Raw genomic sequence first — 15610 nt, forward strand, 5'->3', positions numbered from 1 at the left:
AACGAAAATGTTTGGCTTGATTAAACACCCGAAGGGTGTTATCCATGGACATAACAAAGCCAGGGTCGATCTTATACTTATATAAGCGATTTGAAAAAATAGCCTTCATGCCCATGAAACCCACCCTCTCTTTGTTTTGTGACGGTCACTGTTAATGTTTTAATTATACCACGCAGAATATATGTTTGTCACTTCAAAAATATTCAAAAAAAGCGATTCATCACCCACCTAGTGCTGACGCACTTGAGGAAGGTGTCTTCTCGCTCTAAAACGATTAAAAATTGTTTTATTGATACAAAAAATGTAAAAAGAGACCAACCACAACAGTGCTTGATCTCTTATTAATAGATAGCGAAGTCCACCTATGACTTCTATTGGTTGATATTTTCTACCTCCTTAGGTATACGCCCTAAAGAGTATTTGCATAAATTTTTTTGGCTGTCCACACATTTCTATAGTTTCATCATTTTATACGTGTACGGCAAACGGAATATGCACAAGTTTGGTAAGCGCAGTAACTTAACACATTACAACTCGTAGTTCTTCTTTATCATTTAGCACTTCTTGAATATTTAAATACTGATTTATTTCACCAGCAATTGAAATATTCACTTTACGATGCGGAACTGCCTGTGGGTGAACAGATTCCACTCTTGCTTGATAATCACAGCCCTTTTTAATAATTTCAAACATCCACCCACTATAAAATGCTGGAATGAAACCTAACTTCTTTCCGTTTACTGACATGACAACGACAGCTTTATGGTCATTATTGTTCTTGGGATCTAATGAAAATTCGACACTGTCTCCTACATGTAGTTGATCAATTACTTGATTTCCTTCATAGTAACGCCATCCAGCTACAAAGAAATCTAAATCAAAGTGATGATTTTCAACCAAGATTGGTGAAACAAACTCATAAGAATCAGTCGCTAAAACACCACCTGTTGCCCGCAAAACGTCCATTTCTGTACATTCTTGTGAAAGTCCTAAGTCTCGGAGAACAGATTGATAGTCGGGTCTTCGAGTGTCTGGTAGGCGTCGCGCAAATGGACCAAAAAGAGAACGAGATTTATACGTCTTATTGATATTAGGGAATGCTAAGTGAGGTCGATATCCATTGTCCATCGCTTCTGCTAATTTTCTTCTATACCCTTTTATTTTGTATGAAAATGTATAGATGCCATCTTCATGAAGTAAGCTACCTACGTGATAACGTTGCCGTGTTTCGACATTTTGCCAAACTAGCCACAGTTCAAACGGTCTCTTTTTCATGCTTTCACACTCCCTTCTAACCAATTCAGAATCCGATTTTTCCGGTAAAGTATAAGACGGATAACTCATTTTTTATCTAAATCACTCATTATGTTGTTCGGTATTTCATCTACTATAGATAATAACATTTCCACATTCAACTGTTCTAATCTAGAAACCGCTAATTGAAGTTCCTTAGGAAAAGATTGATAAAGGTAGGATAATAATTCAAAGTGCTTTGGTTTTTTTCTTCCTGGCAAACCAATGCTCGATTTACCTCTGTTGCAGAAACCTTCTAAAATTCTATCATCAGTCAGCATTCTTTACTTTTTCTCTCTTGTTTCATTAAAACCAAGAGAAGAACCGTTGTCATAGATAGGAGTCAAGCGAATTCCTTTTGGTCCACTAAGAACCCCCCAATTATCACAATGTCGGTCGTTATTCGCAATTATTGCATCATAAACAGGTACCGTTACAAAAGCTTTCTCTAAATCATATGCAGAAAGGATATCTATGATGTGGGGCAATTCATAATAAGTCAAGGACCGACGATCAAAATTTTCAAATTGCGCCAAGAATAAATCGCCACCTTCATACAATTCTTCTGCTTTGACACGGAAGTTCTTAGAAATTGTTCCTATCATGCCTTTATGTTCAGCTAACCTTACTTCAGCTGTATTGAAACCTAACCTCATCCCCACTTCGCTAGCAATAAATTCAGCCCAATGACCGCCCGTTCCTTCAGTAGGAACCTTGAAAAGATGCCTTGTTGGACTTTTAAGATCTGTTTCTGGTTCTAGCAGCCAAAATTTCGCTCGTGTTCCTGAAGCTTGGCTTTTCTCATCTCGTTTCCAGAGCGAGGTATCGATCATTTCACATCGCTCCTTCTACATAATTATTATTATCTATAATTATATAATTTTGTAGCTCTTTTGTCACCCGAAACGTAATGAAAACACCACAAGAGATCATATGTATTTGTCAACTGAAGTGTCCACTGTTCGAATAGGTTGGCATCTTGCATCTTCTTTTTACATAAGAGAGAGATTAAAGAAATAAATCCAACGGATGCATTACAATTAAATTATATTTCAGAAGATACTTGCATGCGTCTAAAGTTCAAACGGTCATTTAGATTACCAAAAGCTTTCTCTGCCACATCTTTGCTTCGAAACAATGATAAGGATTCAAAAGAATCTTTCACTTCGTTGGACAGTAACCCAAAAAAACATAATTTTTTGTTGCTTTCCGCATAGCTTCTTCTTTCGAGATGATTTTCTTTCCGCGTTTAAACGCTTCTTTCACGTCAAAATACTTCTGATAATCTTTTAACCGATAGTCTTTTAAGGCATTCTCTTCGAGATCGCGTTTTAGTGAGGACTAACTACTGCCAAAGGAATGTACCACCACATTTAGTATAGAGCCCATTTTTCTTACAAACCAGTTGAACCACAGAAGAAAAAAACACAAAATAAAACACATGTTTCAGCTGCATAAAAAGAGCTGAAACATGTGAAATATAAGCTTGAAATTATTGGTTAAAACTTCTCACCAACACCATTAGACAAAGAACCATTATCCATCTCTACTTACAACTGATTAGCGTAAGTTATAGAATGCGTTTTTACCAGCATATTTAGCTGTTTCAACAAGTTCGTCTTCGATACGTAATAATTGGTTGTATTTAGCAACACGGTCAGTACGTGAAGGTGCACCTGTTTTAATTTGTCCAGCATTTGTCGCAACAGCGATGTCAGCAATTGTTGTATCTTCCGTTTCACCTGAACGGTGAGAGATAACAGCTGTGTAACCAGCTTGTTTCGCCATTTCGATTGCTTCAAATGTTTCAGTTAATGAACCAATTTGGTTAACTTTAACTAGGATTGAGTTACCGATTCCTTTTTCGATACCTTCAGCTAATTTTTCAGTGTTTGTTACGAATAAATCGTCACCTACTAATTGAACTCTGTCGCCTAAGCGGTCAGTAAGAAGTTTGAAACCATCCCAGTCATTTTCGTCAAGACCATCTTCAATTGAGATGATTGGGTATTTATTACACATTTCTTCATACCAGTCAACCATTTCAGCAGACGTACGAACAACGCCTTCGCCTTTAAGGTTGTATTTACCATCTTCGTAGATTTCAGAAGCCGCAACGTCCATTGCTAATTTAACTTCTTCACCTGGCTTGTAACCAGCTGTTTCAATAGCTTCGATGATTGTAGATAAAGCTTCTTCGTTTGACTTAAGGTTTGGTGCGAAACCACCTTCGTCACCTACAGCTGTATTGTAACCTTTAGAAGAAAGCACTTTCTTCAAGTTGTGGAAGATTTCAGCACCCATACGTAGCGCTTCTTTGAATGAAGCGCGCCTACAGGCATGATCATGAATTCTTGAATATCCACGTTGTTGTCCGCGTGCTCACCACCGTTTAAGATGTTCATCATTGGTGTTGGAAGAACGGTTGCATTGAATCCACCAAGGTAAGTGTATAAAGGAACACCTAAGTGGTCAGCTGCTGCACGAGCGACAGCCATAGAGACACCTAAAATAGCGTTAGCGCCTAATTTACCTTTGTTTGGTGTACCATCTAATTCCATAAGTAAACGGTCAATAACAACTTGACGTGTTACGTCAAAACCTAATAATTCAGGTGCAATAACTTCATTAACGTTTTCTACTGCTTTAAGAACACCTTTACCTAAGTAACGGTCTTTGTCGCCGTCACGTAGTTCAACTGCTTCGTATTCACCCGTTGACGCACCACTTGGTACTAGAGCGCGACCGAACGCACCTGATTCTGTGTAAACTTCTACTTCTACTGTTGGGTTACCGCGTGAGTCCATGACTTCGCGAGCATATACGTCTGTAATGTATGGCATGATTGTAAAACTCCTTTTTGTTTTTAATATAGTATGGGTGTTGCTTTTTGTTTTTAAACATTGATTCGAATCAATTGTTGCTAAAACTTACTTAATCAGTGACTTTCCAGTCATTTCTTCTGGTTGGTCAACGTTTAAGAGATCAAGCAATGTTGGCGCCAAGTCTCCTAGGATGCCACCATCACGTAATTCAATACCGTCTTTTGTGACAATAACAGGTACTGGATTCGTTGTGTGGGCAGTCATTGGCTTACCATCAAGTGAAACCACTTCATCTGAGTTACCGTGATCAGCAGTAATAATGGCGTGGCCACCTTTTTCAATGATCTTATCAACGATTTTACCTAGGCATTCATCAACCGTTTCAATCGCTTTGATTGTCGGCTCAAGCATACCTGAGTGTCCAACCATATCAGGGTTAGCAAAGTTTAAGATGATGGCATTTTGGTTACCTTCATCTAATTCTTTTAGTAACGCATCAGTTACTTCATACGCACTCATTTCAGGTTGTAAGTCGTACGTTGCGACTTTTGGCGAATTAATTAAGATTCGCTTTTCCCCTTCAAATTCTGCTTCACGGCCACCACTCATGAAGAAGGTCACGTGTGGATATTTTTCCGTTTCCGCAATACGTAATTGGTTGAGTTTATTGTCTTGCAGTACTTCACCGACCGTGTTTTTAAGGTCTGTTGGTGGGTACGCAATGTGACTATTCACTGTATCACTGTATTTCATGAATGATACGAAGAATAAATCTTTTGGTGCCTCTGCACCGCGGTCAAATTCATTAAAGTCATTGTTCGCAAAGCTTTGTGAAATTTGAATCGCTCGGTCTGGACGGAAGTTATGGAAGATGACTGAATCACCTGAATGCATTTTAGCAACCGGCTCTCCCGACTCATCTGTCATAACCGTTGGAATAACAAATTCATCATACACATCTTCACTATAAGCATCTTCTACAACTTGTAGTGGATCCGTTGAAGTTTTGCCTTCACCATAAGCAATGGCGTCATACGCAAGCTTAATACGTTCCCAACGCTTGTCGCGGTCCATCGCATAATAACGACCAGAAATCGTCGCAAATTGACCAACGCCAAGTTCATCCATTTTGTTTTGCGCTTGTTCGATATACTGTTTCGCTGATTTTTGACCAACGTCACGGCCGTCTAAGAAACCATGGACATAAACTTTTTCAAGTCGTTTTTCTTTTGCGAGTTCTAACACCGCAAAAAGGTGATCAAGGTGAGAGTGAACCCCACCATCAGAAAGTAAACCGAAAATGTGCAAGGCCTTACCGTCTTCTTTTGCGTTCTCTACCGCTTGAACAAGTTGTTCATTCGTAAAGAAGTCACGCTCACGAATCGATAGGTTTACACGTGTCAATGATTGATAAACAATTCGACCCGCACCAATGTTTAAGTGACCCACTTCTGAGTTACCCATTTGTCCATCTGGTAAACCAACGGCCTCACCTGAAGCTGTTAGCTGATTGTGCGGATAGTTGTTCCAATAACGATCGAAGTTTGGTGTGTTGGCTTGCTTAACCGCATTCCCAACAACCTCATCACGCAAGGCATAACCATCAAGAATAATTAAGCTGCTAATTTGTCTTGACTCATTATTTGCCCGCCTCCACTAATTTGAGGAATGAATCAGCTTCAAGCTCGCGCCTCCAACTAACGCACCATCAATATCAGATTGCTGTAATAATTCATCGATGTTAGCTGGTTTTACACTACCTCCGTATTGAATACGAACAGCTTCAGCCGCATCACTTGAGACAACAGATGCAACAGTTTTACGTACGTGGCACATACCTCGTTTGCTTGTTCTGATGTCGCAGTTTTACCTGTACCGATTGCCCAGATTGGCTCATAAGCAATAACAGATTGTTTGACTTGGTCTTCAGTTAAACCGTCAAGCGCTTTTGTGACTTGATCAGCGACTAAGTCCATTGTTTGGTTCGCTTCACGTTGCTCTAATGTTTCACCTACACAAATGATTGGTGTTAAGTCATAATTAAAAGCAGCTTTTGCTTTTTTGTTCACTGACTCATCTGTTTCGTTGAACATTTCACGACGTTCAGAGTGTCCTAACACAACGTAAGTCACACCTAAGTCTTTAAGGACCGCTGGTGAAACTTCACCAGTAAACGCGCCACTTTCCTCAAAGTGCATGTTTTGAGCAGCGATTTTTAAATCTGTTCCTTTCGTCTCTTCCACTAATGCGTGAAGGAACGGAAAAGGTGCACAGATGATTGAATCAACCGCATCACTTTTAGGTACGTTGTTTTTTGTATCAGCGACAAAGCTTTTCGCTTCTGCTAATGATTTATTCATCTTCCAGTTTCCTGCAATAATTGGTTTACGCATAATCTCTTCCCTTTCGTCTATGATTAGTTGACTAATCAGTGAGCTTATTATTCTACCTTATTTGTTGCTGATCGCAGCTAAACCAGGTAGTTCTTTACCTTCTAGGTATTCAAGTGACGCGCCGCCACCGGTTGAGATGTGTGAGAAGTCATCAGCAAAGCCTAATTTCATGGCTGCCGCTGCTGAGTCACCACCACCGATAATGGTTGTTGCATCATTTAGGCTCGCAATCGCTTTACATACACCAATCGTACCTTTAGCAAATGCTTCCATTTCAAACACACCCATAGGACCATTCCATACGACAGTTTTCGCGCCTTCTAGTTCTTTTTCGAACTGAGCAATCGATTTAGGACCAATATCAAGACCCATGTAACCATCAGGAATCGCATCAGCATCAACAGCTTTCACGTCACCTTCTTCTGAGAAGCTGTGTTGACTGTCGTATCGACTGGTAAAATAATTTTGCCATCAGCACGTGATAGTAAATCTTTCGCAAGATCTAACTTATCTTCTTCAAGAAGAGATGTACCGATATCCAACCCTTGTGCTTTGTAGAAAGTATAGGCCATTCCACCACCGATAAGGATTTTATCTGCTTTTGTTAGTAAGTTTTCAATCACACCGATTTTATCACTTACTTTCGCTCCACCAAGAATCGCCACAAATGGACGCTCTGGGCTATCGACTGAATCACCGATGAAACGAATTTCTTTTTCCATTAAGAAACCTGCTGCTGATTCAACGTTTGATGCAATCCCTACGTTAGACGCGTGCGCACGGTGAGCAGTACCGAAAGCATCATTTACGAATAAGTCACCAAGGCTAGCCCAGTACTTACCTAAGTCAGGATCATTTTTACTTTCTTTTTTACCATCAATATCTTCAAAACGTGTGTTTTCAAACATTAAAATATCGCCATTGCCTAATGTGTCAATTGCGTTTTCTAATACTTCTCCACGTGTCTCAGGTACAAACGTAACGTCTTGACCTAATAATTCAGATAAACGCTCAGCGACTGGCTTAAGTGATTTACCTTCTTTATCCGCTTCTTCTTTCACACGACCTAAGTGAGAGAAGACAATGACTTTTGCTTCTTCTTTTAGTAAGTGTTTGATTGTTGGAAGAGCTTGAACGATACGGTCATCATTTGTAATATTACCGTCTTTCATTGGCACGTTAAAGTCTGCGCGCACAAGTACTTTTTTGCCGGCAACGGCTAAATCAGTGACAATTTTTTTCGCCATATTGGATAATCCTCCTAGTAAAAATTAAAAGCGGAAAGCGCGAACGCTTCCCGCTAATGGACTGCTTGTTTAGTTATCTCGCTAAGAATTAAAGGTTAGCGAAGTATTCTAATGTACGTACTAATTGTGCAGTGTAAGACATTTCATTGTCATACCATGCAACAGTCTTCACTAATTGTTTACCATCTACAGTCATTACTTTTGTTTGAGTAGCATCAAATAATGAACCATAAGAGATACCAATAACGTCAGAAGATACGATTGGATCTTCAGTGTAACCGTAAGATTCGTTCGCTGCTTTTTTCATCGCTGCATTAACGCTCTCAACAGAAACTTCTTTGTCTAATACAGTGACTAACTCAGTTAATGAACCAGTTGGAACTGGAACACGTTGAGCTGCACCATCTAATTTACCTTTAAGTTCAGGAATTACTAGACCAATTGCTGCTGCTGCACCCGTTGTGTTAGGTACGATGTTAGCTGCAGCCGCACGCGCACGACGTAAGTCTTTTGAGTGAGGAGCATCTAATGTGTTTTGGTCACCAGTATAAGCGTGAATAGTCGTCATAAGACCTTCAGCAATACCGAATTCTTTGTTTAATGTGTCAGCCATAGGAGCTAGACAGTTTGTTGTACATGAAGCACCAGAAATCACTGTTTCGTCACCTGTTAAGATGTCATGGTTTACGTTATAAACGATTGTTGGAACGTCGTTTCCACCTGGAGCAGAAATTACAACACGCTTCGCGCCACCTTTAAGGTGAAGTTCAGCTTTTTCTTTTGAAGTGAAGAATCCAGTACACTCAAGTACGATTTCAACACCTAAGTCACCCCAAGGTAATTCTTCAGGGTTACGGTTAGCTAATACTTTAACGTCTTTGCCGTTAACAGTGAAAGCACCATCTTTAACTTCAACATCGCCATTGAAACGACCTTGAGTTGTGTCATACTTTAAAAGGTGAGCAAGTGTGTCAGCGTCAGTTAAGTCGTTGATTGCTACTACCTCAATTCCTTCTACTTCTTGAATACGACGGAAAGCTAAGCGGCCGATACGACCAAAACCATTAATACCTACTTTTACAGTCATACGTATTTCCTCCTTAGTATTGTTTAAAATTTTATCTAAAGGACTATAAGTCCTTTATTAATGCTGTTGCTGCCCCTTCATCCGTGATCAGGACATTACTTTTTCCTTGTCTAAAATAAGACTGAATCGCTTTTGCTTTTGAATGACCTCCAGCAATCGCAACAACTGTCTTAATATGAGACAAGTCTTCTAATTGCATACCTACTGTTCGCACTTTGTGTACGATTCGACCATTTTGGTCAAAATAATAACCAAAGGCCTCACTTACTGCTTTTCCCGATTCGAGCTTTTCTAAAACGTTTTTTTCTGCTTTTCTACGTTTTGCCATAGTAAAAGCATCACCAATACCATGCATGACGATATTCGCTTGTTTAATAATATGTAGAGTTTCTTTTACACCAGGCTCTTCAATAATCGAATGATACGTTTCTTCACTGAGCGGGTCCGGTACATACAGCAAACGATAGTCGCCTTTCATCTTATTGGCCATTTCAGCACAAATCGTGTTCGCTTGATTCTCCACTCGTTCTCCGAGTCCTCCTCGAGCTGGCACAAACATTGAGCCTTTACCTAAATCGGTCGGTGCCATCATTTTAGCCACAGCGGCCATTGATGTTCCACCAGTCACAGCGACGGTCTGCTTGTTGTTTAGTTGGGATTGCAAAAACGACACGGCGCGTTTTCCTAGTTCGTCTTTTACCCAAGGGTCAGTATCACTGTCCCCAGGTGTAATTATAACACGTTCTAGGTCGAATGTCTGTTTAATTTTTATTTCAAGATCACGAAATCCCCGTAATTCCTCGAAATATGGCGTAAAGTCATCCACTAACATCTGACCCATCACCGTCAGCATCACACCCTTTGGTGTCGCTTCAACTAAACCGAGTTGCGCTAATTTATCAATTTCTGATCTCGCTTCTCGTTCTTTTAGCGTCAACTGCATGGCTAAACTTCTTCTGCCAATGGGTTGATAGTAATGAATGGTATGAAGTAAATGGTAACGCCGGTCAATCACTGCGATAAGATCAGGGCATATTTTTTGTTGCAATTCAATTAGCTTTTGCATCATAACGCACCCTTTCAATTATCTTGGGACAAATTCTGTCCCTGTGGTTAACATTTTGTCCCGCGAGCCAAAAAAATACCCAACACCCTTAATACTATCAGACAACCAATCATCTGACAAGCTTAAAATCTCATGCACTCGAACGAATCACCTTTCTATTAGGAAAGAAAGAGGCGATTAAGCGCCTCTTTCCTTTATGATGACTGACAGCTCGTTAATCATGTCAAATTGTCATGCATCTCTTTTAAAATGTTGGCCGAGTTTTCCAGTTGCTGTTGTTCTCGCTCAGATAAGTTCAATCGTAAAATTTCTCTTACCCCGTTCGCATTAACAACGGCTGGAATACCCATAAAGACACCGTCAATATCATATTCACCTTGGAAATAAGTCGACACTGTTAAGATTGAGTTCTCATTATACAGTAAGGCTTTTGTTAGACGGGCAAGTCCCATACCAATGCCATAATAGGTTGCCCCTTTTTTCTGAATGATTTGATAAGCCGCGTCACGTACATTTTCAAAAATCGCCTGCATATCACGGTCTTCATAGAAGTTATTAAGTTTACCATACACATTAAGCGGGAGACCGCCGATTGTGACGTGTGACCAAATAGGCAACTCTGAATCGCCGTGTTCACCTACGATATAGGCGTGCACATTTCGTGAATCTACTTGGAAGTAATCACTTAATAAGTAACGGAAACGCGCCGTATCTAAGATGGTACCTGATCCAATCACGCGTTCTTTCGGTAAGCCAGATGCTTCATATGCTACATGTGTCATCACATCAACTGGGTTAGAAGCAATCACTAAAATGCCATCAAAGCCGGACGCCATAATTTCTTTTACAATCCCACGCATGATTTTGGCGTTTTTACTAGCAAGATCTAGTCTTGTTTCACCTGGTTTTTGATTCGCTCCAGCAGTAATGACCACTAAATCAACATCATGACAATCTGTATAGTCACCCGCTTTTATTTTCATTGGTGAACCAAAAGGAACCCCGTGATTTAAATCTTGTGCTTCACCTTCAGCACGTTCTTTATTTAAGTCGATTAACACGAGCTCACTCACTGTTCCTTGGTTCACTAAAGAATAAGCATAACTAGAACCGACAAACCCTGTTCCGACAATTGCTACTTTTTTCGTTTTATTTGCTTTTTGATGCATAAAACAACACTCCCTCAAAACATTTTTAGAGGCTTTTCCTCTCACCTTAACACTATACCCGAAAACAAACTAAACTATGTTCGTTTTTTTAACAAAAATGTAAAAAAAGCTGATTTTTCCTCCTCTAATTAAAAATAAACCGCCAAAGGCCTTTGGCCTCGAGCGGTTTAGAATGGGTTTTGGTTATGGCGTATTAAAATATCTGTTGGTTTTTAATATGTTTTCTACTGAGACGTTTTATTGAACATAATCGCGAGTTGTCGTTTAAATTTATTTAGGCTTAAATGTACATCAAGTAAATAAAAGAAATAACTACTTGAAAAGACAATCAAGCTATTTTGGAGAAAGAGTGAATACCCGAAAATATCACGTAGCTCTACAAACTCCCAAATCAATAAAACAGACACTGCTAACCAGATCATTACTTTCATTTTGCACCTCTTACTTTCTATAAAACCTGTTCACTAACGAGTAAATATGAGAAAAGACAGATGCTAGCATCTGTCTAAAAGCGCGCTCGGAGGATTCGAACCCCCGACACACGGTACCGGAAACCGATGCTCTATCCCCTGAGCTACGAGCGCATATTTAAATCGAACAAAAATCATTATAACTGAAATGAATGAAAAATACAATCCTTTCTTCTACGCCTCTGTCTATCAATCGAAAAATCAATCGGTTTTCAAGTGCAATCCATAAGCAAAACAAGCCAATCTCTGTTATAATATGTACGAAGTTTATATGTACACTAACTTGGGAAGAAATAAATTAATAAATACTCACATTAGCTAGTGTTTTATTTGACCTTTTTTGACCTATTAGCTATGATATGTTTATAAACTTTATTCACATACTTAAAGTTATTTTCGGAGGAGGAATAGATATGAATTTAATCCCTACAGTAATTGAACAAACAAACCGCGGTGAACGAGCGTATGACATTTATTCACGTCTGTTGAAAGACCGCATCATTATGTTAGGTTCTGGCATTGATGACAATGTAGCCAATTCGATCGTTGCTCAGCTATTATTCTTAGAAGCTGAAGACCCAGACAAAGATATTTCTATTTACATCAATTCACCAGGTGGCTCAATCACAGCCGGTATGGCGATTTATGATACGATGCAGTTCATTAAACCAGATGTGTCAACTATTTGTGTTGGTATGGCCGCATCAATGGGTGCCTTCTTATTAGCAGCTGGCGCAAAAGGTAAACGCTATGCGTTACCAAACTCAGAAGTGATGATTCACCAACCATTAGGTGGTACACAAGGTCAAGCATCTGATATCCAAATCCACGCCAACCGTATTATCGAAATGCGTAAGAAATTAAACGAAATTCTAGCAGAACGTACTGGTCAACCTATGGAAATCATCGAAAAAGATACGGATCGTGATAACTTCATGACGGCTAATAGAGCGCTAGAGTATGGCCTTATTGACAAAGTTATGGAGAAAAAGTAAAGCGACGTTCTCGTTAAGTACTCAAATCATAACCATCAGGTAAAGAAGCGAAGAGCTTAAGCTCTTCGCTTCTTTTGTTACATCCATTCATCCATATCGTCATCATTGGAGAGAAATTTAAAATCGCCTACCTTTATGTTTAAAGGTAGGCGATTTTTCATCTTATTGTTGGTTATATAATTCTTCTAATGGTTTTGTGATTGTACGGCTAATAGAATTAATAAATTCGTTCACTTTTTGTTCTTCTTCCATTAGTTTAGAAATAGCTTCGTGTTGTTGTACTGTTTCGACAACCTTACGTGCTTTTTCTACTTCTTCTTCTGTAATTTCTTGGCCTTGCATTTGTTTTTGTTGTAATTCGATTTGTGTATTACGGAAATCATCGAACATTTTTTTAGCGATTTCATCGCTCATTACCGCATCATAGGCTTCCTTAAGAGTTGAAAATTCTTCACTTTGGCGAATCGCATCCGCTAATTGTTCTGCTGATTGTTGTACGTTAGACATAAAATAAAATCCTCCTAGTTTTTACTGACCACTGATGGCCTTCTTTTAACTTCCTGTATAACTATAACAAACTTCTGTGTGTAATCCAAACGATACCGGTTGAGAAAGTTTAAAATTTCAGGACTAATGGTGGGTCATTTTAATTAAATCCAATCTTTTCTAATGATTGGTTCCCTCTTCTCAACCGTTTTTGTTATAATGAGAAAGATATCACAATAAAGTTTCTAAAACGACGACGTTTTTTCTCTGTCGTACATTACGACAATCAATGAACGAGACGTTTGTTTACCATTGTAGAAAGAAAGGATTATTTAGATGATTAAACGATTAAAAACCCTATATCCAAGTCTTATTACAGAAGAAGAATCCCAAAGTAAAGGACTGTACCGTTGGTTTATGACCCCAGACAATCAATTACTCGGCATATTAGAAGATGAGATTAAAGAAAAAGAACATGATTTACTTGATCTTTTACTAACACCTTACCACGGGGCTTACCCACCCGTAACTGAACGCGAACAATCTTGGTACGATTGGATTTTTGAAGGCACGAATTTTATTCACACAGCGCCAAAAGAATATCGCTTCATCTATTTTTCACTTTCTGAGGCACCAGGTGACCCAAATGACTTTAGAGAAGCTGTATACGGCATGTATTCATATAAGCCGGTCATTTTGTTTTCAAGCCAAAAACACGGTGTCATTATTGAAGAAGAACGACCTGATGAAGAAGATGCGGTGACATTTTTTGAGATGGTAGAAGTATTTACAAGTGATTTCTTTATCGATGTCAAATTCTTTATTGGACCGTATTTGCGTGACTTATCTAAAGCGCATGACTACCATACATGGATGGATCAACAATTCCACCATATTCAGCACTTTAATACAAAACCAGTGATGACTTACGTCTCAGCTGTCCCTTACTTAATGACCGTCATGAAAGATACCGCAGCCTTAATGTTTCTAATTGAATCGATTTTAAAATCAACAATGAAAGACGAAGACCTACTTCATACGATTCAAACCTTCTTAGAAGCGAATTCCAATGCTTCACTGGCCGCTAAAGAAATGTATATGCATCGAAACAGTTTACAGTACCGGATTGATAAGTTTGTTGAAAAGACAGAAGTCGATGTCAAACAGTTCGAAGGAGCGATTGCGGTTTACTTAGTTCTCCTACTCAAACGTCAAATCGATCTAGCTTAGGCACTTTGCCAAACGCTAGATCTTTTTTTGTGCCATATGACGAAACCCTTGATATATAGAGGGTTTCACCTCATATACTTCCCTTTAATCCGCCACGATGTAAGCGTTGCACAACTTGTCGTTTTTTTCTTTGTGCACGTTGTCCATTTACGATTGACGTTATTTTTTGTAGACTTAGGTCATCAAATAAAAACGCTTTCAAACATTTAAGGAGGAACTTTTACAATGGCAGAATTAAGCTTAAGACATATTGATAAAATTTACGAAAAAGACGGTGTTAAAGCAGTAGACGACTTTAACCTAGAAATTAAAGACAAAGAATTTATCGTATTCGTTGGTCCATCTGGTTGTGGTAAATCAACGACACTTCGTATGATCGCTGGTCTTGAAGAAATCTCAGCGGGTGAATTCTACATCGATGATAAACTAATGAACGACGTAGCACCAAAAGACCGTGACATCGCGATGGTATTCCAAAACTACGCGTTATACCCACACATGAATGTTTATGACAACATGGCATTCGGTCTTAAATTACGTAAGTTCAAAAAAGACGAAATTGATCGTCGTGTTAAAAACGCCGCACAAATCTTAGGTCTAGAACCTTACTTAGACCGTAAACCAAAAGCACTTTCAGGTGGTCAGCGTCAACGTGTGGCATTAGGTCGTGCGATTGTACGTGACGCGAAAGTATTCTCAATGGATGAGCCGTTATCAAACCTTGATGCGAAATTGCGTGTTCAGATGCGTGCGGAAATCCAAAAATTACACCAACGTCTTCAAACAACAACGATTTATGTTACACACGACCAGACAGAAGCGATGACAATGGCAACTCGCCTTGTTGTACTTAAAGACGGCGTCATCCAACAAGTGGGTGCACCTAAAGAAGTATATGACAAGCCAAACAACGTCTTCGTTGGTGGATTCATTGGATCACCTGCGATGAACTTCTTCCATGGTTCATTAGAAGAGAACGGTTTCCGTGTATCTCCTAAGACATTAATCGAAGTACCAGAAGGAAAAATGAAAGTTCTTCGTGACCAAAACTACGTCGGTAAAGAACTTATTCTAGGTGTACGTCCTGAAGATATTCATGATGAGCCAGTATTTGTAGATGCTAACCCAGGTTCAACATTAACAGCTGAAATTGAAGTAGCTGAATTAATGGGTTCTGAATCTTACCTATACTCTAAATTAGATGAACAAGACTTTGTTGCACGTGTTGATTCACGTACAGATATTCATGGTGGTGAGTCACTTAAATTAGCATTTGATATGCACAAGTGCCACTTCTTCGACAAAGATTCAGAATTACGTATTAAATAAGTGTATACCCCCTTATATAC

Annotated in this window: 12 protein-coding genes, 1 tRNA gene and 3 pseudogenes; 3 read left to right on the forward strand and 13 right to left on the reverse strand. The window is 39.2% G+C overall.

The window, feature by feature from the left end; genetic code table 11:
• Nucleotides 1–519: 519 nt before the first annotated feature.
• The 12 genes and pseudogenes from JCM19043_RS12630 to JCM19043_RS12680 all read right to left on the reverse strand — a co-directional run bounded on the left by JCM19043_RS12630 (nt 520) and on the right by JCM19043_RS12680 (nt 11664).
• Nucleotides 520–1275, reverse strand: coding sequence for an HIRAN domain-containing protein (locus tag JCM19043_RS12630; RefSeq protein WP_062323003.1), 756 nt, complete (start codon nt 1273–1275; stop codon nt 520–522).
• Between the two features lie 65 nt (nt 1276–1340).
• Nucleotides 1341–1574, reverse strand: a complete 234-nt coding sequence (locus JCM19043_RS16105) for a hypothetical protein (RefSeq protein WP_082394558.1) — start codon at nt 1572–1574, stop codon at nt 1341–1343.
• Between the two features lie 3 nt (nt 1575–1577).
• Nucleotides 1578–2126, reverse strand: a complete 549-nt coding sequence (locus tag JCM19043_RS12635; RefSeq protein ID WP_082394559.1) for a HipA domain-containing protein — start codon at nt 2124–2126, stop codon at nt 1578–1580.
• 727 nt (nt 2127–2853) lie between these two features.
• Nucleotides 2854–4136: pseudogene (gene eno, locus JCM19043_RS12640) on the reverse strand (phosphopyruvate hydratase).
• 87 nt (nt 4137–4223) lie between these two features.
• On the reverse strand, nt 4224–5711 hold the full coding sequence (gene gpmI, locus JCM19043_RS12645; protein ID WP_369813875.1) for a 2,3-bisphosphoglycerate-independent phosphoglycerate mutase: 1488 nt from the start codon (nt 5709–5711) through the stop codon (nt 4224–4226).
• Nucleotides 5712–5757: 46 nt separating this feature from the next.
• A pseudogene (gene tpiA, locus JCM19043_RS12650) lies at nt 5758–6511 on the reverse strand (triose-phosphate isomerase).
• Between the two features lie 57 nt (nt 6512–6568).
• Nucleotides 6569–7758: pseudogene (gene pgk, locus JCM19043_RS12655) on the reverse strand (phosphoglycerate kinase).
• An 88-nt stretch (nt 7759–7846) separates the two neighbouring features.
• Nucleotides 7847–8845, reverse strand: coding sequence for a type I glyceraldehyde-3-phosphate dehydrogenase (gene gap / locus JCM19043_RS12660; protein ID WP_062323007.1), 999 nt, complete (start codon nt 8843–8845; stop codon nt 7847–7849).
• 43 nt (nt 8846–8888) lie between these two features.
• Complete coding sequence (locus tag JCM19043_RS12665) at nt 8889–9911, reverse strand: sugar-binding transcriptional regulator (RefSeq protein ID WP_062323009.1); 1023 nt, start codon at nt 9909–9911, stop codon at nt 8889–8891.
• A 218-nt stretch (nt 9912–10129) separates the two neighbouring features.
• On the reverse strand, nt 10130–11080 hold the full coding sequence (locus JCM19043_RS12670; protein WP_062323011.1) for an L-lactate dehydrogenase: 951 nt from the start codon (nt 11078–11080) through the stop codon (nt 10130–10132).
• A gap of 224 nt (nt 11081–11304) precedes the next feature.
• The gene (locus JCM19043_RS12675) at nt 11305–11511 is read right to left on the reverse strand and encodes a hypothetical protein (RefSeq protein ID WP_062323013.1); all 207 of its coding nucleotides are present in this window, start codon (nt 11509–11511) and stop codon (nt 11305–11307) included.
• An 81-nt stretch (nt 11512–11592) separates the two neighbouring features.
• Nucleotides 11593–11664 (reverse strand) — tRNA-Arg (locus JCM19043_RS12680).
• 299 nt (nt 11665–11963) lie between these two features.
• On the opposite strand from JCM19043_RS12680, the gene clpP reads away from it, so the two are divergent.
• Nucleotides 11964–12545, forward strand: a complete 582-nt coding sequence (gene clpP, locus JCM19043_RS12685) for an ATP-dependent Clp endopeptidase proteolytic subunit ClpP (RefSeq protein ID WP_062323015.1) — start codon at nt 11964–11966, stop codon at nt 12543–12545.
• Between the two features lie 162 nt (nt 12546–12707).
• Here the strand turns inward: clpP and JCM19043_RS12690 are convergent, their stop codons facing one another.
• Entirely contained in the window at nt 12708–13052 is a 345-nt protein-coding gene (locus JCM19043_RS12690; RefSeq protein WP_062323017.1) for a YlbF family regulator, read from the reverse strand.
• A 315-nt stretch (nt 13053–13367) separates the two neighbouring features.
• Between JCM19043_RS12690 and JCM19043_RS12695 the strand changes: the two genes are divergently transcribed.
• Nucleotides 13368–14261, forward strand: a complete 894-nt coding sequence (locus JCM19043_RS12695; RefSeq protein ID WP_062323019.1) for a CdaR family transcriptional regulator — start codon at nt 13368–13370, stop codon at nt 14259–14261.
• A 225-nt stretch (nt 14262–14486) separates the two neighbouring features.
• Nucleotides 14487–15590: an ABC transporter ATP-binding protein gene (locus JCM19043_RS12700; protein ID WP_062323021.1), complete on the forward strand. Its 1104-nt coding sequence runs from the start codon at nt 14487–14489 to the stop codon at nt 15588–15590.
• The last annotated feature ends 20 nt before the right edge of the window (nt 15591–15610 follow it).

The sequence above is a fragment of the Halolactibacillus sp. JCM 19043 genome (assembly GCF_001310395.1).
Classification (GTDB): domain Bacteria; phylum Bacillota; class Bacilli; order Bacillales; family Amphibacillaceae; genus Halolactibacillus; species Halolactibacillus miurensis.

What these genes read in the sequence shown, in the direction of transcription:
- gap (WP_062323007.1), bottom strand. Translation starts at nt 8,845, where the DNA reads ATGACTGTAAAAGTAGGTATTAATGGTTTTGGTCGTATCGGCCGCTTA.
- JCM19043_RS12700 (WP_062323021.1), top strand. Translation starts at nt 14,487, where the DNA reads ATGGCAGAATTAAGCTTAAGACATATTGATAAAATTTACGAAAAAGAC.
- JCM19043_RS12635 (WP_082394559.1), bottom strand. Translation starts at nt 2,126, where the DNA reads ATGATCGATACCTCGCTCTGGAAACGAGATGAGAAAAGCCAAGCTTCA.
- JCM19043_RS16105 (WP_082394558.1), bottom strand. Translation starts at nt 1,574, where the DNA reads ATGCTGACTGATGATAGAATTTTAGAAGGTTTCTGCAACAGAGGTAAA.
- JCM19043_RS12665 (WP_062323009.1), bottom strand. Translation starts at nt 9,911, where the DNA reads ATGCAAAAGCTAATTGAATTGCAACAAAAAATATGCCCTGATCTTATC.
- JCM19043_RS12690 (WP_062323017.1), bottom strand. Translation starts at nt 13,052, where the DNA reads ATGTCTAACGTACAACAATCAGCAGAACAATTAGCGGATGCGATTCGC.
- JCM19043_RS12695 (WP_062323019.1), top strand. Translation starts at nt 13,368, where the DNA reads ATGATTAAACGATTAAAAACCCTATATCCAAGTCTTATTACAGAAGAA.
- JCM19043_RS12670 (WP_062323011.1), bottom strand. Translation starts at nt 11,080, where the DNA reads ATGCATCAAAAAGCAAATAAAACGAAAAAAGTAGCAATTGTCGGAACA.
- JCM19043_RS12675 (WP_062323013.1), bottom strand. Translation starts at nt 11,511, where the DNA reads ATGAAAGTAATGATCTGGTTAGCAGTGTCTGTTTTATTGATTTGGGAG.
- clpP (WP_062323015.1), top strand. Translation starts at nt 11,964, where the DNA reads ATGAATTTAATCCCTACAGTAATTGAACAAACAAACCGCGGTGAACGA.
- JCM19043_RS12630 (WP_062323003.1), bottom strand. Translation starts at nt 1,275, where the DNA reads ATGAAAAAGAGACCGTTTGAACTGTGGCTAGTTTGGCAAAATGTCGAA.